This is a genomic window from Sulfitobacter sp. R18_1 (assembly GCF_017743915.1).
Lineage (GTDB): Bacteria > Pseudomonadota > Alphaproteobacteria > Rhodobacterales > Rhodobacteraceae > Sulfitobacter > Sulfitobacter faviae.
Genome location: NZ_JAGHRG010000011.1, coordinates 14,030 through 35,509, shown reverse-complemented (window position 1 = coordinate 35,509; position 21,480 = coordinate 14,030). Strand labels below are relative to the sequence as shown.

The window sequence follows — 21,480 nt, the reverse complement described above, 5'->3', positions numbered from 1 at the left end:
GACGGTTTTCCAATGTCCTATACCCAAGACACCGCTGAGACTTTGGCGCTTCAGGCGCTGGGCTGGCTGGCGGCGAATGATGATCTGTTGCCGGTGTTTCTGGGCAGCACCGGTGCCTCCGAGGCGGACCTCAAAACACAGGCCAGCGACCCTATTTTTCTGGGCGCGGTGCTGGATTTCCTGATGATGGATGACGCGTGGGTGATCGGGTTTTGCGACCATCTGGAAATCCCCTATGAGCGGATCATGCAGGCCCGCGCGGCATTGCCCGGGGGGGAGCAGGTGCATTGGACTTAAGAAATGTTAAAGCGCTGCTGTTCGACAAGGATGGCACGCTTTTCGACTTCGCCGCGACTTGGGAGCCTTGGGCCGAGGCCTTCTTGCTGCGGGTCTGCGAGGGGGATCGCGGGCTGGCGGCACGGGTGGGCGCGGGCATTGGCTTTGACCTCGCCACGCGCCGTTTCGCGCCGGACAGCATCGCCATCGCTGGCACGCCGCAGCAGGTGGTCGATGCCTTGGCCCCGCATTTTCCTGACCGCCTGCCAGCGGACCTGTTGGACATCATCAATGCCGAAGCCAGCGCCGCGCCACAGCGCGAGGCGGTGCCGCTAAGACCGTTTTTGCAAGGGCTCCGCGACCGGGGTCTGCGCCTTGGCGTGGCGACGAACGATGCCGAACACCCCGCGCGGGCCCATCTGCTGGCGGCGGGGGTGGTCGATATGTTCGACTTTATCGCAGGATTTGACAGCGGCCATGGGGGCAAACCTTCGCCGGGGCAGTTGCACGCCTTTGCCGCCCATGTGAACCTTCCGGCCGCCTCTGTCGCGATGATCGGGGACAGTGTTCACGATCTGGAGGCCGCGCGGGTGGCGGGGATGCTGAGGGTCGCGGTGCTGACCGGCCCCGCCACGGCGGAAGACCTCGCCCCATACGCCGATCTGGTCTTGCCGGATATCGGCCATTTGGCGCAGCGCTTGGCCTGAGGGCGCTTTATTTTTCGACCATGCGCGCGCCTTCGAGCAGCCCCTCTTCAAGGGTATCGCCATGCAGGACCGAGATATCGCCCGTGGTCTCCAAGACCACCGCGCGCACATCCGAGAAGCGCAGTGCATTGGCCTCTCGCAACTTGGCGATCAGATCGGCGCGCGCGACGCGGGTCTCGCTGAGGGCGGCATCGAAGATCTCACCCTCCCGCATCAGGATCACGGGTTCGTTCTGCACGGCCTGCTCAAAGCTGTCGGAAGCCTGCCGTATCTTCGCGATGACGAATTGCGCGCCGAGCAGGGCGGAGATGGCCAAGGTCGGCTGGGCGAACTCCGGCCAAGTGGTGGCCTGACAGGCGCCCGCGAGCAGCGAGCCGGTGGCGACCGTGGCGACAAAGTCAAAAGCGGTCATCTTTGAGAAGGTGCGCAGCCCGATGACCCGGACCACGATGATCACCCAAGTCAGCGCAATGGCCGAAAGCAACAGCGCCCGGGCGAGGATATCCAACGGGAGGTGATCAAAGAACATCAGCCATGCCCCCCATCCAATGCCCGGCCCCGTTGGATAAAGAACCGCCCCAGAAGCACCACCATCGCCATGGCAATCAGGCCCAGATAGCGCTCATAGACGCCATCGATCCCGGTGGGCAGAAAAAAGAATGGCGGGGCAGAGACCAGCCAGAGGAGCGAGATCACCTTGAGCGATTTGGCAAGAAAACTTGATATATCGGCGAAGCCTCTCGACAGCAGCCAAGGCACGGTGAGCATGATCAGGCCGAGCGCGTAGACCAGATAGATATGGATCACCACACCGTCGGAATCGCGGTCTCCGTATTCGTTGCGCGCGCCCACCAGAAAGACGATGAGCCCCAGCAGGGCGAGCCCGATGGTGGCGATGCTCCACCAGCGGTCGCCGAAATGCACATGGGCGCAAAGCAGGGCGCAGGCGATGAGCGCGGCGGAGAAGGCATAGATGCCGATGTCGACAATGAACTCATACCGCCCCGCGCCCAGATCGCTGATCGTATCGGCGATCCAATCGTGATCCGGCACGACGAAATCCGCGATCAGGATCGATACGGCGAATATCACACAGCCAAGGATGGCCACCCAACCCAGACAGACCATAAACCCCGGCGCGCTGTGCTGCCGGGGTGCTGTGACGTCATTGTTCATGTTGCGTAACCCTTCTTGGCCGCCTTGGTCGGACCCAAAGTATCAATCCGAAAGCCGTGAGCGTTCTTCGGCGTTGGGGCTGCCGGCGGGGGCTTCGTCCAATGTGGCCTCAGGGCGGTGCAGGTCTTCTTGAGGTTTCTTGGGCGGTGTCTTGTTCTCGTCCTTGGGGTGTTTGGGAACATCGCTCATGAAAAGTCTCCTCAGGCTGGGGAGAGACGGGGCATCGCCTCTTCTTCCTTTACCGAACGCCCAGCATATGGCGGCGGTTCCGCCTGCAGCAGGGCGCGCGCCCAAGGCAATTTCCCGACAACTGTATTCATCAGGTCAATCTTAACCACTGCCCCCGCAATCTGGGGTTGGGAAAATGGGAATGAGGCAATCATGCACGGGCTTATCAACCGCAGCATCCAAAACTACTTTTGCGCGAACTACGGGCAGAGGCTCTGGGCCGATGTGGCCGCGCGGGCCGGGTTGGATTTCACCGAATTCGAGGCGATGCTGACCTATCCGGATCACGTCACCCCGGCGGTGCTCGAAGCGGTTTGTGCCGTGCTGGACCGGCCCCGGGCCGAGGTGATGGAGGATGTCGGCACCTTCCTCGTGGCGCAGCCGGGCTATGAGGCCGTGCGGCGTTTGCTGCGGTTCGGCGGGGTCAGCTTCAGCGATTTCCTGCAATCGCTCGACGATCTGCCGGACCGGACCCGCCTTGCCCTGTCGGAACTGCATCTGCCCCCGGTCGAACTGCGCGAAGACCCCGATGGCCAGTATTCCCTGATCTGTGAGGCGCCGATCGTGGGCTACGGCTATCTGATGATGGGGGTTCTGCGGGCCATGGCCGATGACTATGGCGCGCTGGTGCTGCTGGAGCATTGCGGGCGATCCGAAGGCGTCGAGGCATTGAAGATCATTCTGGTCGAGGCCGAATTCTCGGAAGGGCGCCGGTTTGAGCTTGGGGCGCGGGCATGAGTGGCGCAGGCCACGATCCGGCGGTTCTGGACAAGCTCTGCCCGATGCATTTGCTGCTCTCGGCCAGCGGCAGGATCCGTCACGCTGGGCCCACGATCCAGAAACTGCGCCCGCAGGCGCCGCTGGCAGGGCGGCGGTTTCTGGATACGGTCACCGTCAAACGGCCCCGTGGCATAGCGGGGATGGAAGACCTGCGCCGGGCCGCCGGGGTCAAGCTGCACCTCGCTTTTCGCGACGCGCCGCGGACCGAGTTGAAGGGCCTGCTGGTGCCGCTGGGGGATCGGCGGTTGATCGTGAACCTCTCTTTCGGGATTTCGATTTTCGACGGGGTGCAGGACTATGCGCTGACCAATGCGGATTTCGCCGCCACCGATCTGGCGATCGAGATGCTTTACTTGATGGAGGCGAAATCCGCCGCGATGGAAGCCTCGCGCCGTTTGAACCTGCGTCTGCAAGAGGCGCGGATCGCGGCGGAGGAACAGGCCTTTACCGATACGCTGACGGGGCTGAAAAACCGGCGCGCGCTCAACGCGGTGCTGGAGCGGTTGATCTCTGCCGGTGAGGGGTTTGCCGTGATGCATGTCGATCTCGACTACTTCAAAGCGGTGAATGACCGTTTGGGCCATGCGGCGGGCGATCATGTGCTGCAAGTCGTCGCCCACATCATGCAGCAAGAGACGCGCAGCTCTGACATGGTGGTGCGTTTGGGCGGGGATGAGTTCACCGTGGTTCTGCCCGATGTGCGCAGCGAGGGCATCCTGCGCGGGATCGGCCAGCGGATCATCGACCGGCTGGAAGAGCCCATTCATTTCAAGGGCGAGGTCTGCAAAGTCTCGGCCAGCATCGGCACGGTCTGGATTCAGCGGGGGGACCGAAGATCGCGCGACGTGGTCTTGGCCAATGCCGATGCCGCGCTCTATGCCTCGAAACACGCAGGCCGGGCGCGGCATACCTTCTTTGACCCCACCCTGCGCGCGGGGGGCGGGATGGTCGCCGCGCCTGCAGAAAAGGGCGGCGGCTAATTGCTCGGGGGCAGTCCGGGGCAGGTCGGAAGGGCACGGGGGCAGTGGACCGCGCAGATCGGCTGGCGTATCACAAGGGCATGAAATCGCCCCTGCATCTGTTCCGCCGCCTGCGCCAACGCCTGCACAACACCCGCCGCCGCGCGCGCTTTGCCGCCTCCTTGCAGCATTTGCATGGGCCGAGCAAACTCGACACCGCCCCGGGCGAGGTGGTGCTGATCGCCCTTGTGCGCGACGGCAGCTATTACCTCGACGCTTTCTTTCGCCATTACCGCGCGATGGGCGTGCAGCATTTCGTCTTTATCGACAACGGCTCACGCGATGACACCATCGCCCGGATCAAGGCCCAAAAGGGCACGGTGATCGACCGTTGCACTCTGCCGTTGGCCGAATACGAAGACCTGATCCGCCAACACCCCGCGCAGACCTATGGCAAGGACCGCTGGTGTCTCTATGCCGATATGGACGAGATTTTCGATTTCGAAGGGCGCAGCCAGATCGGCATCAAGGGGCTGACCGCCTATCTCGACCGACAAGGCTATACCGCCTTGGCCGCGCAGATGCTTGAGATGTTTCCCAAAACCAGCCTCGCGGCGGCGGCGGGGATGCCCTACAAACAGGCGCTGCAATCCTTCCTGTATTACGACATCAGCGCGGTGCGCAAAATCGATTACCACAGCCCGGAGATTCCGTTTTCCGCCCTGCTGGCCGACAACGAACTTTCCAACGACGCAGTGAAATTCGCCTTCGGCGGCGTGCGTGGCAAGGTCTTTGGCGAAGACTGCTGCCTGACGAAACATCCGCTGATTTTCAATGGGCCAGAGGTCACGCCCGCGCCGCATCCGCATCTCTCTTCGGGGGTGCGGGTGGCGGGTATGACGGCGGTGATCAAACACTATAAATTCGCCAATGACGCCGCCGCGCGGGATGCCGAGACGCTGGACGCGGGCAACCTGTCTCATGGCGAAGACGCGCGGCGGATGGCGGTGATCGGTCAGAACCCTGATGTCTCGCTCTTCTCATTGGATGCGCGGCGCTGGAACCGGGTCGAACTTCTCTATCGTGCGGGCTTTCTGGTCCCGTCGGAGGCCTATAGCGCCCATGTCGTCGCTTGGCGTGAAGAGCATGCCGCATGAGCATCGGTGCCGTCGTCATCGGCCGGAATGAGGGCGCGCGGTTGGAGCGGTCCTTGCAAGGACTGGCAGGGCAGGTGGCGCAGATCGTCTATGTCGACAGCGGCTCGACCGATGGCTCGGTCGCCATGGCGCGGGGGCTGGGGGCCGAGGTGGTCGAGCTTGACATGCAGCAGCCCTTCACCGCCGCGCGGGCGCGCAATGCGGGCATGGCGGCATTGGGTGAGGGGATCACGCTGGTGCAGTTCCTCGACGGGGATTGCATCCTGCGAGACGGTTGGCTGGCGGTGGCGGAGGCCCATCTGAGCGCTCATCCGCAGGTCGCCGTGGTCTGCGGCAGGCGGCGTGAGGAAAACCCCGAGGCCTCTGTCTACAACAGGCTGATCGACCGCGAGTGGGATACGCCCGTGGGCGAGGCGCTTGCCTGTGGCGGTGACGTGCTGATGCGCATGGACGCGCTGCGCGCTGTGGGCGGCTACCGGGCCGAGATGATCGCCGGGGAAGAGCCGGAGCTTTGCCAAAGGTTGCGCCGCGCGGGCTGGCAGATATGGCGGCTCGACGCCGAGATGACATGGCATGACGCGCAGATCACTAAGGTCGGTCAGTGGTGGCGGCGCAGCCTGCGGGCGGGCCATGCCTTTGCCGAAGGAGCCGCGCTGCATGGCCGCGGGCCGGATCGGCATTGGGTGGCCGAAACGCGCCGCGCGCTGCTTTGGGGAGCGCTTCTACCCGCCGTGATCCTGCTCTTGGCGCTGATGCTCCCTTGGGCTGGGCTTGGGCTGGCTCTGTTCTATCCGCTGCAACTGTTGCGGTTGATGCGGCGGGGCGGGGTGGCTTGGGGCTTCTTCACCCTGCTGGGCAAATTTCCCGAAGCTATGGGCGTGCTCAAATACCACATGCGCCGCGACGGGCGGATCATCGAATACCGCTGAGGGCTAGCGCGCGCGCCATGCCGCAAGCGTCAATCGCGGCAGGATCGCGAAACAACGGGCATAGCGCGGCACCATCCGCGCCGGGCTTTGCATAGCCCGCCAAAGCCACTCCAAAGCCAGCATCCGCATCCATTTCGGCGCGCGGCGCTGCCGCCCGGCGAGGAAGTCCAACCCCGCCCCGATCGAGGCAAAGCCAACCTCCGGCGCGATGCCGCGCCCGCGTGCGGCAAGGATCTCTTGCTTGGGCGCGCCGAGGGCCAGAAAACAAAGGCGCGCGCCGCTTTGGGCGATCTCCCGCAGGGCGGTATCCGCCTCGGCACTTTCGGGGTCAAAGCCCATGGGCGGGGCGGCGATATGGCAAATCTCCAACCTCGGCAGGCGGGTCTGCAGGGCCGCTGCGGCCCCTTGCAGCGCGTCTTTATCGCTGCCGAAAAAGGCGACAGGCAGCGAGTGCGCGGCGGCCAATTCGCAGAGCGGAAGGATCAGATCGGAGCCGGGCATCAGCTCGACCGGCTGGTTGGCGAGTTGCGAGAGCCAGACCACGGGGCGGCCATCGGCCACAATGAAATCCTGCGCGCGATAGGCGGCGGCGAAGCCCGCATCGCGGGGCAATTTGGTCAGATGGTCGAGGTTGAGAGTAGCAAGGGCGAATCCCTGATCCGTGGCAAAGCGGGCGCGCAGGGCCTGAAACAATGCGGCCCGCGTCGCCACATTGACCTCCACGCCGGCAGTGCCCGTGCCATACTTCATGCCGCGCCCTCCGCTGTCACGCCGACGCTGGCAGGCGAAGGAACATAAGCTGCGCGCTCTATCCCATTGATTTCATGTGCCATCTATCAAACACGCCCGCGCCAAAGTGAACCTGCCGCAAAACTAGCGGGATGACAGGGCTGGGGCCAGATGGTATTTTCGCCCGGCCCCATCCTGCCGCGCCCCGACGCGGCTTTCGCGAAGGACGTCATGCCAAATCCCGTCGCCTATCTGATGTTGCTGATCTGGCCCTTCGTCTGTCTGGCCCTGTTTCGCAACCTGCCGCTCCAGCGGGCGCTGATCTGGTCGATCCTTGGCGGCTATCTGTTCCTGCCCCCGCTGGCGGAGTTCAACCTGCCGCTGGTGCCGGGGCTCGACAAAGTGTCGATCCCGAACCTGAGCGTCTTGCTGATCATCTGGCTGGGCACGCAGGAGAAACTGCAGCTTTGGCCCGCCTCCCGTCTGGCGGGGCTTTTGGTACTGGGGCTGGTCTTTTCGGCGGTGCCCACGGTGCTGACCAATGGCGATCCGATCCTGTTTCAGTCGATCCGCGGCTTTGAGCCGATCCTTTTCCCCGTCGACACGCTGCCGGGACTTTCGATCCGTGACATCGGCTCGGTGCTGATTGGGCAGGTGCTGATGCTGGTGCCCTTCCTGCTGGCGCGGCAGTTCCTTGCGGATGAAAAGGGGCTGCGGGAATTGCTCTTGGCCTTCATGGTTGGCGGGGTGATCTACTCCGTGCCTTCGCTGTTCGAGATCCGGTTCTCACCGCAGCTCAACACATGGATCTACGGGTTCTTCCAGCACTCCTTTGAACAGATGATGCGCAATGGGGGCTTTCGCCCCATCGTGTTCCTGCCCCATGCGCTGTGGCTGGCGCTGTTTATGTGTATCGCGCTGCTGTCGGCGGTGGCGCTGGCGCGGCAGACCCCGGTGATCGACCGTTGGAAGATGCTCTTGCTGGCAGGCTATCTCGCCTTGGTTCTGCTGCTGTGCAAAAGCCTTGCCTCGCTGGCTTATGCGCTGCTTTTGGTGCCGATGGTGCTGCTGACCCCGGCGCGGTGGCAGACCCGTCTGGCGGTGGTCTTTGCCATCGTGGCGGTGATCTATCCGATGCTGCGCAACGCCGGTCTGGTGCCGCTCGACGCGATCCTTGCACAGGCCGAGGCGATCAGCGCGGACCGGGCGCAATCGCTTGGCTACCGCTTCATGAACGAAGAGCAACTGCTGGCGCGGGCCGCCGAGAAACCGTGGTTCGGCTGGGGCGGATGGGGGCGCAACCTGATCCGCGATGCGACGAACGGCAATATCCTGTCGATCCCCGATGGCCGCTGGATCATCGTTTTCGGCACTTTCGGCTGGCTGGGCTACCTATGCGAGATGGGCCTTCTGGCGCTGCCGATCATCCTTGTGGGGCTGCACCTCTACCGGAGGGGCGATGCGGCCCTATCCCCATGGCTCGCACCGCTGCTTTTGATCCTTGGCATTACCATGATGGACATGTTGCTTAATGCCACGCTGACGCCGCTTACTTGGCTTACGGCTGGGGCGATCCTTGGCCATGCCGAAGGGTTGGCGGCGGCGCGCAAGGGGCGGAACAGGATCGACGCCCCCGCGTTGAACGTAAAACGGACGGTTTTCTAAACCGCGACCCATTCACGGCGCTGTGAAGTGATTTTGGCCGAAAGTGACCCTAGGGCACGTTATCGGCTCATTTTCGCCAGATTTGCCTGTTGTATGCTTCACCCGAAGCTTAAATTGAACCTCAAGGGTGCCGCACAATGGCCAAGCGGGCGGTGGGACATGTGTCGCAATGAATAGCACGGACAACACTCTTTCGCGCGGTGACATCGCGATCGTCGGCATGTCGGTGACGGTGCCCGGCGCCGAAGGGATCGACGCCTATTGGGCGAACCTGCGCGACGGGATGAGCGCGCTCAAGCGCCGCGACGCGGCAGAGCTGCGCGCCGCCGGAGAAAGCGCCGAGCGGATGGCCCGCCCAAACTATGTGCCCGTCACCGCCGATATGCCCGGCTTTGACATGTTCGATGCGGAGTTCTTTGGCTTTTCGCCAAAAGACGCCGCCATCCTTGACCCGCAGCACCGCAAGTTTCTTGAGATCGCTTGGGAGGCGATGGAGCAGGCGGGGCATATGCCCGAACGCCTTTCCGGCCCGGTGGGCGTCTATGCTGGCTGCGGCATGGGGAGCTATTTCTATTTCAACATCTGCTCGAACCCAGACCTCGTCGACGATGTGGGCATGTTCCTGCTGCGCCATACCGGGAACGACAAGGATTTCCTGTCGACCCGGGTGAGCCATGTGCTTGACCTCAAAGGCCCGTCGATCAACCTGCAAACCGCCTGTTCGACCTCGCTGGTGGCGATCCACTACGCCGCGCAGGCGCTGCGCGCGGGTGAGATCGACATGGCGCTGGCCGGCGGGGTGACGATCGAACTGCCGCAGGGGCGCGGCTATGAGTTCAAGGAAAACGAGATCCTTTCGCCTGATGGCGAATGCCACGCTTTCGACCACCGCGCGCAGGGCACCGTCTTTGGCTCCGGCGCAGGCGCCGTGGCGTTGCGGCGGTTGGAGGATGCTGTCGCGGATGGTGACCACATATGGGCAGTCATCAAAGGTTCGGCGGTGAACAACGACGGGGCGGCAAAGGCGGGCTATCTGGCACCTTCCGTGGACGGGCAGACCGCCGCCATCGCCCGCGCGCTGGATGATGCGGGCGTGGCGGCGCAGAGCATCGGCATGGTCGAATGCCACGGCACCGGCACCTATCTGGGCGACCCGATCGAGGTGGCCGCGCTGACCCAAGCCTACCGCGCCGAGACGCAGGCCGAAGATTTCTGCCGCATCGGATCGGTCAAGACCAACATTGGCCATCTCGACACCGCGGCGGGGGTGGCGGGGCTGGCCAAGGCAGCGCTGTCGCTGCACCACCAGCAGATCCCGCCCTCGCTGGGCTATGAGGCGCCGAACCCGGCGATCCCTTTTAAGGGCTCGCCCTTCCGCGTCAATGACCGGCTCTATGACTGGCCCGGGCAAAACACCCCGCGCCGCGCCGCGGTCAATGCGCTTGGCGTGGGCGGCACCAATGCGCATATGATCTTGGAAGAGGCACCGGCTCGCGCGGCCTCGGAAGACAGCGATTTCCCTTTCCATGTGCTCTGCCTCTCGGGGCGCAGCAAAGCGGCCTTGGACGCCAATAGCGCCGCGCTCGCAGCACATCTGCGCGCCCATCCCGAACAGCCTTTGGCCGATGTGGCCTTCACCCTGAAAGAGGGCCGTCGCGGTTTTGACAAACGCCGCGTCTTGGTGGCCGAAAGCCATGCGGAGGCCGCGGCCCTGCTTGAGGCGGGCGACAGCCGCCGCGTCTTTACCCATGACCACCTCGGCCCCGATCCCGAAGTCGTTTTCATGTTCCCCGGCGGCGGCGCGCAATATGCCGATATGGCCCGCGATCTTTACGAGACTGAGCCGGTCTTTGCCGAATGGATGGACCGGGGGCTGGCCCATCTGGCCCCGCAACTCGACTACGACATTCGCGCGATCTGGCTGCCGGAGCCTGAAGGCCGCGCGGCAGCCGAAGCCAAGCTGAAACGCCCCTCGGTGCAACTGCCGCTGATCATGATCGTTGAATATGCGCTGGCGCAGCTTTGGCTGTCTTGGGGCGTGAAACCCGCCGCAATGGTCGGGCATTCCATGGGCGAGAATGTCGCCGCCTGTCTTGCCGGGGTGATGCGTTTTGAAGACTGTATCGACCTTGTGCTGCTGCGCGGGCGGTTGTTTGACAAGGTGCTATCGGGCGGGATGATCAGCATCGCCGCGCCGCTTGACCGGATCACGCCGCTTCTGGGCGAGGCCCTTGATATCGCCAGCGTCAACGGCCCGGAGCTGATCGCCGTTTCCGGCCCCGAAGACGCGCTGGAGGCGCTGCAAGAGCGGCTCGACGCCGCCGGTCTTGACCATCAGCGCATCGCCATCGACATCGCCGCCCACTCGCGGATGTTGGACCCAATCCTTGACCGATACCGGGCCTTCCTCGCCACGCTTGATCTGCGCGCGCCGCAGATGCCCTTCCTGTCAAACCGCAGCGGCGAGGTGATCACGGCGCAGATGGCGACGGACCCCGATTATTGGGTCGAACAGCTCCGCCATACAGTGAATTTCGCCGATTGCATCAATACTCTGAGCAGTGATACGCTGCGGGTTTTCCTTGAGGTCGGGCCGGGCAAGGCGCTTTCCGCCTTGGCGCAGATGCACGCTAATGTGGCCCCGGGGCAGGTGATGTCTTCGCTGCGCCACCCCGAGCAAGAGATCGCGGATGATGCCTATTTCCTCGGGGTGATCGGGCGGCTCTGGGCCTGCGGGGTCGAGGCCGATTGGGCGCAGATTTGGGGCGAGGCACGGCGCAACCGTGTGGTGCTGCCGACCTATCAATTCCAACGCGCGCGCTATTTCATCGAGCCGGGTGAGGCGGCGGCGCGCCCGGCCGAGCAACCGCTCCAGCGGCTGGAGGATATCGGCGACTGGGGTGCGCTGCCGCATTGGCAACCGCGCTATGCCGAACGGGATTTGGACCTCTCCGGCCCACTGAACTGGCTCGTCTTTTCCGACACGGCGGGGCTGGGGGCCGAGGCCGCGGCACGGTTGCGGGCCGAAGGGCACCGCGTAGTGGAGGTCACGGCGGGGGATGCCTTTGACCGCGTCAGCGCCGATCATTTCACGCTCGCCGCCGAACAGGGGCGGTCGGGCTATGACCAGTTGATCGCAGCGCTTGAGGCCGATGGGCGGAGGCCCGACCGGATCGCGCATTTCTGGCCGACCGATGATCAGGCCGCCCCGCGCCCCGGCTCCAGCCGGTTTGACCGCAATGTCGAACAGGGGTTCTGGAGCCTGACGTGGCTGGCGCAGTCCTTGGCCGAGGCCGAGAACCCCGCGCCGCTGCACCTCAGCGTCTTCACCACCGGTGCCGCGCAGGTGGCGAAGGAGGGGCTGGCCTATCCCGAAAAAGCGCTCATCTCCGGCCCCGTGGGGGTCATGGCGCGCGAGGTGCCGGGGCTGACGGCAACTCAGATTGACCTGCCCGAGGCCGCCCCTGTCGCGCCTTCCGGGTGGTTCGCGAAACCGTTGGCGCCCGCGCCGGTGATTGACCCCGCGGACCTGATCGAAGAGCTTTTGGCGACCCCCGCCAACCTCCAAGTCGCCCACCGTGCTGGCCGCCGCTATGAGTTGGGCTACCGCGCCGCCGCGCTGCCCGAGGCTGATCTGCCGGGCTGGAAGTCGCAGGGCACCTACCTCATCACCGGCGGTTTCGGGGGCATCGGCCTGACCCTCGCGGCGGATATTCTTGAGACGCCCGGCACCCGCGTGATCCTGCTGAGCCGCGCGGCCCTCCCGATGCGCCATGAATGGGAAAGCTACCTTGCCAGCCACCGCCCGGCGGATGCCACGGCGCGGCGCCTGCGGGCTATCCTGCGACTTGAGGCACAGGCGGCGCAGTCGGGCGGGGCGGTCGAAGTGGCCCGCGCGGATGTCGCCAACCTTGCGCAGATGCGCCGGGTGATCGACGACCTGACCGCGCGCCACGGCAGGCTGACGGGGGTGATCCATGCCGCGGGGGTGCTGGACGACGCGCCGCTTTTGGCCAAGACGGATGCGAATATCGACGCGGTGCTTGCGCCCAAGGTGCAGGGGCTGCGGGTCTTGGATCAATTGCTGCCCGATGGCACGCTCGACCTCATGGTGCTCTTCTCCTCGACCTCCACCGCGACCCGCGCGGCGGGGCAGGTGGATTATGTGGCGGCCAATGCCTGGCTCAACGCCTTTGCCCAATCGCGGCGCGCGGCGCAGACTCGCGTGGTGGCGGTGAACTGGGGCGTTTGGGCCGATGTCGGCATGGCGGCAGAAAGCCTTGGCGGCGGCGGTGCCGTTGCGCTGCCCGCCCGCCCGATCAAGGCGGCGCTGCTGGAAACCGCTGGGTCGGGCGAGAGCGGCGCGCCCGAATTCACGACCGAGATTGCAGCCTCGGATTGGCTGCTTGACCAACACCGCACCTTGGATGGCCGCGCGATCATGCCCGGCACGGGCTATATCGAGCTATTGGCCGAAGCGGCGGCGGCTCAAGGGCTAGACGGCTTCACTCTGCAAGACCTCTATTTCCTGCGCCCCCTGCCGCTGGCCGATGGGGCGCAGCGTCGGATCAAGATCACCCTGACGCCTGAGGGCGCGGGCTTTGCCGCCGAGTTGCGCAGCGCCTGTGTGGTCAACGGCAAGCCTGCGTGGCAGTTGCATGTCCAAGCGCGGCTGTCTCGGGCGGGCGACAGTGCCGAACCGCTTGACCTCGCGGCCATCGCCGCCCGTTGCGAGGATGTGGCCGAGGCCGCCCCCGGGCGCCATCTGCCCGCTGTTCAAGAGGCACATTTGAAGTTCGGCCCGCGCTGGCATGTGCTGCAATGCACCGCCCTCGGGCAGGGTGAGGGCATCGCCACATTGCACCTGCCCGAGGCCGCACAGGGTGATCTGTCCGATGGCTACCTGATGCACCCCGGTCTGATGGATATCGCCACCGGCTGGGCCATGGCGCTGATCCCCGGCTATGCCGCGCGCCACCTCTGGGTGCCGCTGTCCTATGGGGAGATCACGCTCCACGCCCCGCTGCCTGCCGAGGTCCGCTCGCATGTTCGGCTGGCCGAGGGCACGGGGGCCGAGGGTTTGGCCCGTTTCGACGTGACGATCACCGATCCGCAGGGCATGGTTCTGGTCGAGGTCCGCGATTTCGCGATGAAGCGGCTCGAAGGGGCCTTTGCCGATGTGCCCCCGCCCGACGCCCGCGAAGTGATCTTTGAGGATGCCGACAGCGGTGAGAGCCTCAGCCCCGCCGAGGAGCGTCTGGCCCGTCTGGTGCGCCAAGGCATCCGCGCGCAGGAGGGGCCAGAGGCGCTGCGCCGCGCGCTGGCGCTGGAGGCGCCGCAGGTCATGGTCTCTTCGCTGCCCTTGCAAGGGCTGATCGCGCAGGCCGATGCGCCGCTGACCGATGCCGCCGCTCAAGGGCAGAGCTTTGAGCGGCCCGATCTCGACGGCTCCTTCGTGGCCCCGCGCAATGGGATCGAAGAGCGGTTGGCCGAGATTTGGTCGAACCTTTTGGGCGTTAGCCCCGTGGGGGTCGAGGATAGTTTCTTTGACCTCGGCGGCCATTCCCTGATCGCGGTGCGCCTCTTCGCGGCGGTCAAACGTGAGTTCAAGGTGGAGTTCCCGATCTCCGTCCTTTTCGAAGCGCCGACCATCGCCAAATGCGCAGCGCTCATCGCGGCGGAGCGGGGGGATCTGGCGCAGGCGGAGGCGGTCGAGACAGAGGCGGCGGGCTCGCAACAGCGCTTTGACTACCTCGTGCCGCTCAACCAGTCCTCGCGAGACGCGACACCGCTGTTCGTGGTCGCGGGGATGTTCGGCAATGTGCTGAACCTGCGCCACCTTGCCTTGCCGTTTAGCAGTGAGCGCCCGGTCTATGGGGTGCAGGCCCGTGGGTTGATCGGAGACGCGGCCCCCCATGAAGTGGTGCAGACCGCCGCGGCGGATTACATCGCCGAAGTCCGCGCCTTACAGCCCCAAGGGCCTTATTTGCTGGCCGGATACTCCGGCGGCGGGATCACGGCCTATGAGATGGCGCAGCAGTTGAAGGCCGCGGGGCAGGAGGTGGCCGTTCTTGCGATGCTCGACACGCCGCTGCCCGTGCGCCCGTCGCTCAGCAAGATCGACAAGGCGCATATCAAGCTGGCCGAACTGAAGCGCAAAGGCCCGGCCTATCTGCTGGAATGGGCGCGCAACCGCTGGGCGTGGGAGCGTGAGCGGCGTCGGGCGCCGCAAGAGACGAGCGGCGAGGGGGTTTCCTTCAACAGTCTGCGCATTCAGGCGGCATTCCTGCGCGCGATGGAGCGCTATGAAACGCCCCAGTGGGACGGGCCGATGACACTTTTCCGCCCCCCGCTCGATCGGCATTGGGCGGTTTCTGCCGGGCAATATGTCACCGCGGAAAAAGAATATGTCTATGAGGACAACCAGTGGCGGCAATATGCGCCGCGCTTGCAGGTGATCGAAGTGCCGGGCGATCACGTCAGCATGGTGCTGGCCCCGAATGTGACCGTGCTGGCCCAAGAACTGGCCGAGGTGATTGCGGCAGCCCTGCCCGACGGCGCAGGCCACGACCACACCCAAGCCACGGCGGCGGAATGATGCAACAACCGCCCCGCCTGTTGGTCGTCATCCTCAATTACCGCACCGCAGAGATGACCCTGCGCGCGGCTGAGGCCGCTTTGGCCGATATGCCTGATGCGGGTGCCGAATTGGTGATCGTCGACAATGACAGCGGCGATGGCTCTGCCGCGCTACTGGCGCAAGAGATCGCCGCGCGGGGCTGGGGCGCGGGCAACCGGGTGCGGCTGATCGCATCGCCCCGCAACGGCGGCTTTGGCGCGGGCAACAACTTGGCCATGCGGGCGGGGATGTCCGACGGGTCCGCGCCGGATTTCGTGCATGTGGTGAACTCGGATGCCTTCCTCGATCGCGGCTGTATCGGGGCGCTCTTGGACCACCTGCAAAACCACCCCCGCGCCGGCTTGGCTGGAAGCCATGTGCGCGGGGAGGATGATCTGCCCCATGCGACGGCCTTTCGTTTCCCCTCAGCCGCCGGAGAGTTGGAGGCCGCTGCGCGCTTTGGCCCGTTGACGCGGCTGCTCTCTGCCTCGGTCGTGGCGCCGCCCCTGACTGAAAAGGCGGCGCAGGTCGATTGGGTGGCCGGGGCCAGCGTCATGATGCGGTGGGAGATGTTGGCCGAGATCGGCCTCTTCGACGAAGCCTATTTCCTCTATTATGAGGAAACCGATCTTTGCCTGCGGGCTGCGCGGGCGGGTTGGGACTGCTGGTATGTACCGCAGGCGCGTTGCGTGCATGTCGGCTCAGTCTCCACCGGGATGAAGGAATGGCGGCGCATGCCGCGCTATTGGTTCGACAGCCGCCACCGCTATTTCGCCAAGAACCATGGCCGCGCCTATGCCGCACTGGCCACGCTCGCCCGGCTTGCCGGGGGCGCGTTGCACCATCTGCGCTGCCTGCTCACCGGGCGCCGCCCCGAAGACGCGCCGGGTTTCTATCGCGATCTTGCGGCCCATGCGCTCACCGCGCGGCGCGCGGCCCCCGCCGTTCAAGACCCAAGCCGTAGCCCCGTCACGGAGGACCGTTGATGACCGTCAGCTTCAAGACAGACCCGTTCACCGCCCTCTTGATGGGCGACGAATCCCTGACCATCGCCTGCGGCGACATGCTGCTGGCGGGCGGGCACCGGATCGCTGCCGTGATCACCCGCGACGCCGCGGTGCGCGCTTGGGCCGAAGGACATGGGCTGGCGCTTTGCCGCGACGCCGAGGAACTCTTGCCGATGGGGCTGGCCGCCGACTGGCTGTTGAGCATCGCCAACCTGCGGCTGATCCCCGACACGGTTCTGGCGCTGCCCAAACGCGGGGCGGTCAACTTTCACGATGGTCCGCTGCCGCGCTATGCCGGGCTCAACACACCCGCTTGGGCGATCATCAATGGCGAGGCGCGGCATGGGGTCAGTTGGCATCTGATCGAGACCGGCGTCGATACCGGCGACCTGCTGGCGCAGCGCGAGGTTGATATCGCAGCCGATGAGACGGCCTTCAGCCTCAATTCCAAATGCTACGCCGCTGGGATGGAAAGCTTTGGCGAGGTTCTGGCCCAGTTGGAAAGCGGCAGCCTGCAAGGCGCCGCCCAAGACCTGAGCCAGCGCAGCTATTTCGCGAAGGACAAACGGCCCGAGAACGGCGGGCTGATCGATTTTACCAAAACGGCGGAGGAGATCGGTGCGCTGGTCCTTGGCCTTGATTTCGGCAGCTATTGGAACCCGCTGACCACGGCGAAAATTCTGAGCGCGGATGGCGCGGTGCTGTCCGTGTCCCGCGTGGAACGCGCGGCGGGGCAGGGTGGCACGCGCGGCGAGGTTGTCGAGGTTGACGAGGCGCGGGTGATTGTGGCGGCGCAGGATGCGCATATCGCCCTCCATGACCTGCGCGATATGGCGGGCGAAAGCGTTGCTCCCGCGCAGTTTTTCGCCCTCGGGGATATGTTGACCCAAACGGCAGGCCCGGTTCCGGCACCGGCTGATGAGGCATATTGGCGGCGCGCTCTGACCGGCTTCGACGCGCTGCCGGTCCCCTTGGCCACGGCAACGGAAACGCCGGAGACATGGCTGGCGCGAGAGATCACCTTGCCGCAGGGGAGCGACCCGTTGCACCAAGTCGCCGCCGCAGCCCTCGTCGCGCTGCGCAGCGCCGGGGCCACCGAAGGCGGCATCGCTTTGCGGCGTGAAGGCGCGCCAGCACCGCTCATCGCCGATTGGCTGCCGATCACCATCACGGCAGAGGCGGAGACACCGGTGGCGGAACTGTTGGCTCAGCTGGACCCCCAACTCACCCGCGCGAAGCATGCCGCGGGTTTCGCCCGCGACCTGCTGCTGCGCGATCCGGCGATTGATGTGGCTGCAACCCCGGAGTTCGCGATCTCCTTTGATGATGAACCGCTCGCGGGGGCGGCGCTGACCCTCTGCCTCACCCCACGGGGGGCGCGGCTTCTTGCCGACGGTGCACGGCTGTCCGACGCCGCGGTCAACCTCCTCGCCGCGCGCCTTGAGGCGGCCTCTGCCAAGATCACCGACGCCAGCGATTGCGGCACCGTCTGGACGCTCCCAGAGACCGAGGCGCAGATCTTGGCCCGCGTCAACGCGACAACGCGCGACTATGCCCCCCACACCATCCACGCCGCTTTCGAGGCGCAGGTGGAGCGCACCCCCGACGCGCCCGCGCTGGTCTTTGAAGGTGAGACGCTGAGCTACGGCGCATTGAACGCCCGCGCCAACCGATTGGCACATCTGCTGCGCGATATGGGGGCGGGTCCGGGGATGCCGGTGGCGCTTTGCGTCGCACGGGGGGTGGACCTGCTGGTTGGCACGCTTGGCATTTTGAAAGCCGGGGCCGCCTATGTGCCGCTTGATCCGGCCTACCCGGCAGATCGTCTGACGCACTACCTCTCGGACAGCGGCGCATCTATCGTGGTCACGCAATCGGCCCTCATCGCCAGCCTGCCGTCGCATGACGCGCAGGTGGTTGAGATCGACCGCGACAAGCGCCTTGCCACGGCACCGACGGCGAACCCTGCCGCCAGCGTCGGGCTGGATGACCTTGCCTATCTGATCTACACCTCCGGCTCGACCGGGACGCCCAAGGGGGTGATGGTCAGCCATGGCAATGTGGCGAATTTCTTTGCCGGGATGGACGACCGGATCGACCATGAGGCGGGGGCGGTCTGGCTCGCCGTGACAAGCCTCAGCTTCGACATTTCGGTCTTGGAGCTTTTCTGGACCCTCGCGCGGGGGTTTAAACTGGTGCTGGCGGGCGATGACAGCCGGGCGCTCATGTCGAACGGCCCAATTTCCACGAGCGACCGCAGGATGGACTTCAACCTGTTCTATTGGGGCAATGACGATGGCGTCGGCCCCAAGAAATACGAATTGCTTCTTGAAGGGGCGAAATTTGCCGATGCCCACGGGTTCAACGCGGTCTGGACGCCCGAGCGGCACTTTCATGCCTTTGGCGGCCCTTACCCCAACCCCTCCGTCACCGGCGCGGCGGTGGCGGCGGTGACGCAGAACCTCGACGTGCGGGCGGGGTCTTGCGTGGCACCGCTGCACCATCCCGCACGGATTGCCGAGGAATGGGCGGTGATCGACAATCTGACCAATGGGCGCGTCGGTCTCGCCATCGCCAGCGGTTGGCAGCCCGACGATTTCGTGCTGCGCCCCGAGAATACGCCGCCCGAAAACAAGCCCGCGATGTATGACGCCATCGACCAACTGCGCAGGCTCTGGGCCGGGGAGGCGGTAGAGTTCCCCCGCGCCGATGGCACGCCCCACGCGGTGGTGACCCAGCCGCGCCCCGTCTCTGACAAGCTGCCGATCTGGGTGACCACGGCGGGCAATCCGCAGACTTGGCAGGAAGCGGGGGAGATTGGGGCCAATGTGCTGACCCACCTGCTGGGGCAGTCCGTGGAAGAGGTCGCCGATAAGATCAAGATTTACCATGACGCCCTGCGCGCGGCGGGTCATGATCCGGCGGACCATCGGGTTACCGTCATGCTGCACAGCTATCTCGCCCAGACCCGCGCCGAAGCCGAAAAGACGGCGCGCGGCCCGATGAAGGACTACCTGCGCTCGGCGGCGGGGCTGATCAAACAATACGCTTGGGCCTTCCCGGCCTTCAAGAAACCAGCGGGCACGACGAATCCGTTTGAGATCGACCTCGAAGGCCTCTCGCCCGATGAAATGGATGCGATCCTTGAGTTTGCCTTTCAACGCTATTTCAACGACAGCGGCATGTTCGGCACCGTGGCCGATGGTCTGGCGCGGGCCGAGCAGCTCAAGCGCATCGGCGTGGATGAGATCGCCTGCCTGATCGACTATGGCATTCCGACCGACAAGGTGATGGCGGGGCTTGCGCCCTTGGCCGAGGTGTTGCGCCGCGCCAATGCGGGCGGGCAACCGGCGGCGGATGACCACTCCATCGCCGCGCAGATCATCCGCCACGGGGTGACCCATCTGCAATGCACGCCTTCGATGGCGCAGATGATGGTGATGAACGACGAGGCGCGCGGCGCTTTGGCGCGGATCAAGTCGCTGATGATCGGGGGGGAGGCGCTGCCCGGCACCCTGCTGCGCGGCCTGCGCGCGGCGACACCGGCGCAGATCCGAAACATGTATGGCCCGACCGAGACGACGATCTGGTCCACGACCCATATGCTCGACGGTGCCGAGGCCACCACCGCGCCCATCGGCAGGCCTATCGCCAATACGCAGGTCCATATCCTCGACCCCGCGCGGCAGCCGCTGCCCATCGGTGCACCGGGGGAGCTATGGATCGGGGGCGATGGCGTCACGCGGGGCTATTGGCGACGGGCCGAGATGACAGCGGCGCGTTTCATCGACGATCCTTTCACCGGCAGGGGCCACCTTTACGGCACGGGAGATCTGGTGCGGATGGACGCCGAGGGCGTGCTGCATTTCGAGGGCCGCGCCGATGCACAGGTCAAGATCCGCGGCCATCGGATTGAGCTGGGCGAGGTTGAGGCGCGTCTCGCCGAGCTGCCGGGCGTGCGCCAAGCCGTGGCGGTGCTGCGCGAGGATACCGGGCAAGGTGGCGCGCAGTTGATCGGCTATGTGGTCGCGGAAAAGACGGTGGATAGCGACGCCGCGCGGCGGCAATTGGCCGCGCATCTGCCCGATATCATGGTGCCGCAGGCCATCGTCACCCTCTCTGCCATGCCACTGACGCCGAATAAGAAAATCGACCGCAAGGCGTTGCCCGCCCCGACCCGACAAAGCGCGGCGACCCATGCCGCGCCGCAGGCCGAGACGCCCGCAGGCGGCAGCCAAGCGGCGATCGCGCAGGTCTGGAGCGCGCTTTTGGGGGTAGGGGACATTCGCGGCGAGGATAATTTCTTTGCCCTCGGCGGCCACTCGCTGCTGGCGGTACAGGCGCATCGCGACATCAAGGCGGCTTTGGATGTCAGCGCTCTGTCGATCACCGATATCTTCCGTTTCCCGACCCTGGCCGGACTGGCGGCACATATCGACGGGCTGGGGGGCAAGACCGCCGCACCGTTCAAGGCACCCTCCGCCGCCGAGACCCCCGCGCGGTCCGAGACCATGTCGAAACGTCGCCTCATGCGGGCCGCGCGTGGCCGCGGGCGGGGTTGAGGTGACGGCGGAGGGCGAGATCAGGGCGGCTGTTCAGGCTCTTTTCGATCTGCCGGTCGCTGTCGCCGTGACCCGCCCCGGCAGAGCCTATCCGCCCTTGCTGGCGGGCGAAGCCGCCTTCATCGCACGGGCACAGCCCAAACGGGTCGCCGAATTCACCGCCGGACGCCACGCGGCGCGGGAGGCGATGCAGGCGCTCGGCCATCCGCCCGCACCGGTGCTGGCCAGCGCCGACCGCGCGCCGATTTGGCCACCCGGGCTGACCGGGTCCATCAGCCACTGTGACGACTGGTGCATCGCGGTTCTGGCGCGCAGGGCAGAGGTTGAGACCCTCGGCGTCGATATCGAAGACGACAGCCCGCTGCCCGCAGACCTGCTCACCGAAATCTGCCTTCCGGCGGAAATCACCCGCCTCGGCGGCGCGAACCTAGCGGCTGCGAAACGTATCTTTTGCGCCAAGGAGGCGGCCTATAAGGCGCAGTACCCAGCGACCAAGGCGCTTTTTGGCTTTGATCGGCTTGAGGTCACCCTATCTGGCGATAATACCACCTTCGACGCGCGATTTACCCAAGACACAGAAGGCTTTAGCCGCGGCGATAAGCTGCTGGGGCGGATCGCGTCGGTGGCGGGCCACCTTGTCAGCGGGGTGGCGATTGGGCAGATTGATCGCAAAGGAGCTTGATCTC

Annotated in this window: 15 protein-coding genes; 11 read left to right on the top strand and 4 right to left on the bottom strand. The window is 65.4% G+C overall.

Annotation, left to right across the window (positions count from 1 at the left end):
* Positions 1-12: 12 nt before the first annotated feature.
* The gene (locus J7392_RS19295) at positions 13-297 is read left to right on the top strand and encodes a DUF3572 domain-containing protein (protein ID WP_209218984.1); all 285 of its coding nucleotides are present in this window, start codon (positions 13-15) and stop codon (positions 295-297) included.
* Positions 288-983, top strand: coding sequence for an HAD family hydrolase (locus J7392_RS19290; RefSeq protein ID WP_209218983.1), 696 nt, complete (start codon positions 288-290; stop codon positions 981-983). The genes J7392_RS19295 and J7392_RS19290 overlap by 10 nt, the downstream gene beginning before the upstream one ends.
* Before the next feature lie 7 nt (positions 984-990).
* Here J7392_RS19290 and J7392_RS19285 read toward each other — a convergent pair whose 3' ends face one another.
* The 3 genes from J7392_RS19285 to J7392_RS19275 form a co-directional block, all read right to left on the bottom strand.
* Positions 991-1,512 carry a YetF domain-containing protein gene (locus J7392_RS19285; protein ID WP_067261620.1) on the bottom strand — a complete coding sequence of 174 codons (522 nt, stop codon included), beginning with the start codon at positions 1,510-1,512 and terminating at the stop codon, positions 991-993.
* Positions 1,512-2,111 (bottom strand): DUF998 domain-containing protein, encoded by a 600-nt coding sequence (locus tag J7392_RS19280; protein ID WP_209219119.1) that lies wholly within the window; start codon positions 2,109-2,111, stop codon positions 1,512-1,514. Before J7392_RS19280 ends, J7392_RS19285 begins: the two co-directional genes overlap by 1 nt.
* 90 nt (positions 2,112-2,201) lie before the next feature.
* Complete coding sequence (locus tag J7392_RS19275) at positions 2,202-2,348, bottom strand: hypothetical protein (protein WP_209218982.1); 147 nt, start codon at positions 2,346-2,348, stop codon at positions 2,202-2,204.
* Positions 2,349-2,540: 192 nt separating this feature from the next.
* Here J7392_RS19275 and J7392_RS19270 point away from each other — a divergent pair, with 192 nt between their 5' ends.
* From J7392_RS19270 to J7392_RS19255, 4 genes are read left to right on the top strand one after another with little or no spacing between them, the layout of a single operon-like run.
* Positions 2,541-3,125, top strand: a complete 585-nt coding sequence (locus J7392_RS19270) for a heme NO-binding domain-containing protein (protein WP_209218981.1) — start codon at positions 2,541-2,543, stop codon at positions 3,123-3,125.
* Positions 3,122-4,147 carry a GGDEF domain-containing protein gene (locus tag J7392_RS19265; protein ID WP_209218980.1) on the top strand — a complete coding sequence of 342 codons (1,026 nt, stop codon included), beginning with the start codon at positions 3,122-3,124 and terminating at the stop codon, positions 4,145-4,147. Before J7392_RS19270 ends, J7392_RS19265 begins: the two co-directional genes overlap by 4 nt.
* 44 nt (positions 4,148-4,191) lie before the next feature.
* Positions 4,192-5,283, top strand: coding sequence for a glycosyltransferase family 2 protein (locus J7392_RS19260; RefSeq protein ID WP_348540715.1), 1,092 nt, complete (start codon positions 4,192-4,194; stop codon positions 5,281-5,283).
* Positions 5,280-6,212, top strand: a complete 933-nt coding sequence (locus tag J7392_RS19255) for a glycosyltransferase family A protein (protein WP_209218979.1) — start codon at positions 5,280-5,282, stop codon at positions 6,210-6,212. The genes J7392_RS19260 and J7392_RS19255 overlap by 4 nt, the downstream gene beginning before the upstream one ends.
* 3 nt (positions 6,213-6,215) lie before the next feature.
* Here the strand turns inward: J7392_RS19255 and J7392_RS19250 are convergent, their stop codons facing one another.
* Positions 6,216-6,962, bottom strand: coding sequence for a WecB/TagA/CpsF family glycosyltransferase (locus J7392_RS19250; protein ID WP_209218978.1), 747 nt, complete (start codon positions 6,960-6,962; stop codon positions 6,216-6,218).
* Positions 6,963-7,112: 150 nt separating this feature from the next.
* Between J7392_RS19250 and J7392_RS19245 the strand changes: the two genes are divergently transcribed.
* The 5 genes from J7392_RS19245 to J7392_RS19225 all read left to right on the top strand — a co-directional run bounded on the left by J7392_RS19245 (position 7,113) and on the right by J7392_RS19225 (position 21,476).
* Positions 7,113-8,606 (top strand): hypothetical protein, encoded by a 1,494-nt coding sequence (locus J7392_RS19245; protein ID WP_247744666.1) that lies wholly within the window; start codon positions 7,113-7,115, stop codon positions 8,604-8,606.
* Positions 8,607-8,775: 169 nt separating this feature from the next.
* Entirely contained in the window at positions 8,776-15,204 is a 6,429-nt protein-coding gene (locus J7392_RS19240; RefSeq protein WP_209218977.1) for a type I polyketide synthase, read from the top strand.
* Positions 15,201-16,211, top strand: coding sequence for a glycosyltransferase family 2 protein (locus J7392_RS19235; protein ID WP_348540714.1), 1,011 nt, complete (start codon positions 15,201-15,203; stop codon positions 16,209-16,211). Before J7392_RS19240 ends, J7392_RS19235 begins: the two co-directional genes overlap by 4 nt.
* Entirely contained in the window at positions 16,211-20,794 is a 4,584-nt protein-coding gene (locus J7392_RS19230; protein ID WP_209218976.1) for a MupA/Atu3671 family FMN-dependent luciferase-like monooxygenase, read from the top strand. The genes J7392_RS19235 and J7392_RS19230 overlap by 1 nt, the downstream gene beginning before the upstream one ends.
* Positions 20,775-21,476 (top strand): 4'-phosphopantetheinyl transferase superfamily protein, encoded by a 702-nt coding sequence (locus tag J7392_RS19225; RefSeq protein WP_209218975.1) that lies wholly within the window; start codon positions 20,775-20,777, stop codon positions 21,474-21,476. Before J7392_RS19230 ends, J7392_RS19225 begins: the two co-directional genes overlap by 20 nt.
* Positions 21,477-21,480 lie beyond the last annotated feature (4 nt).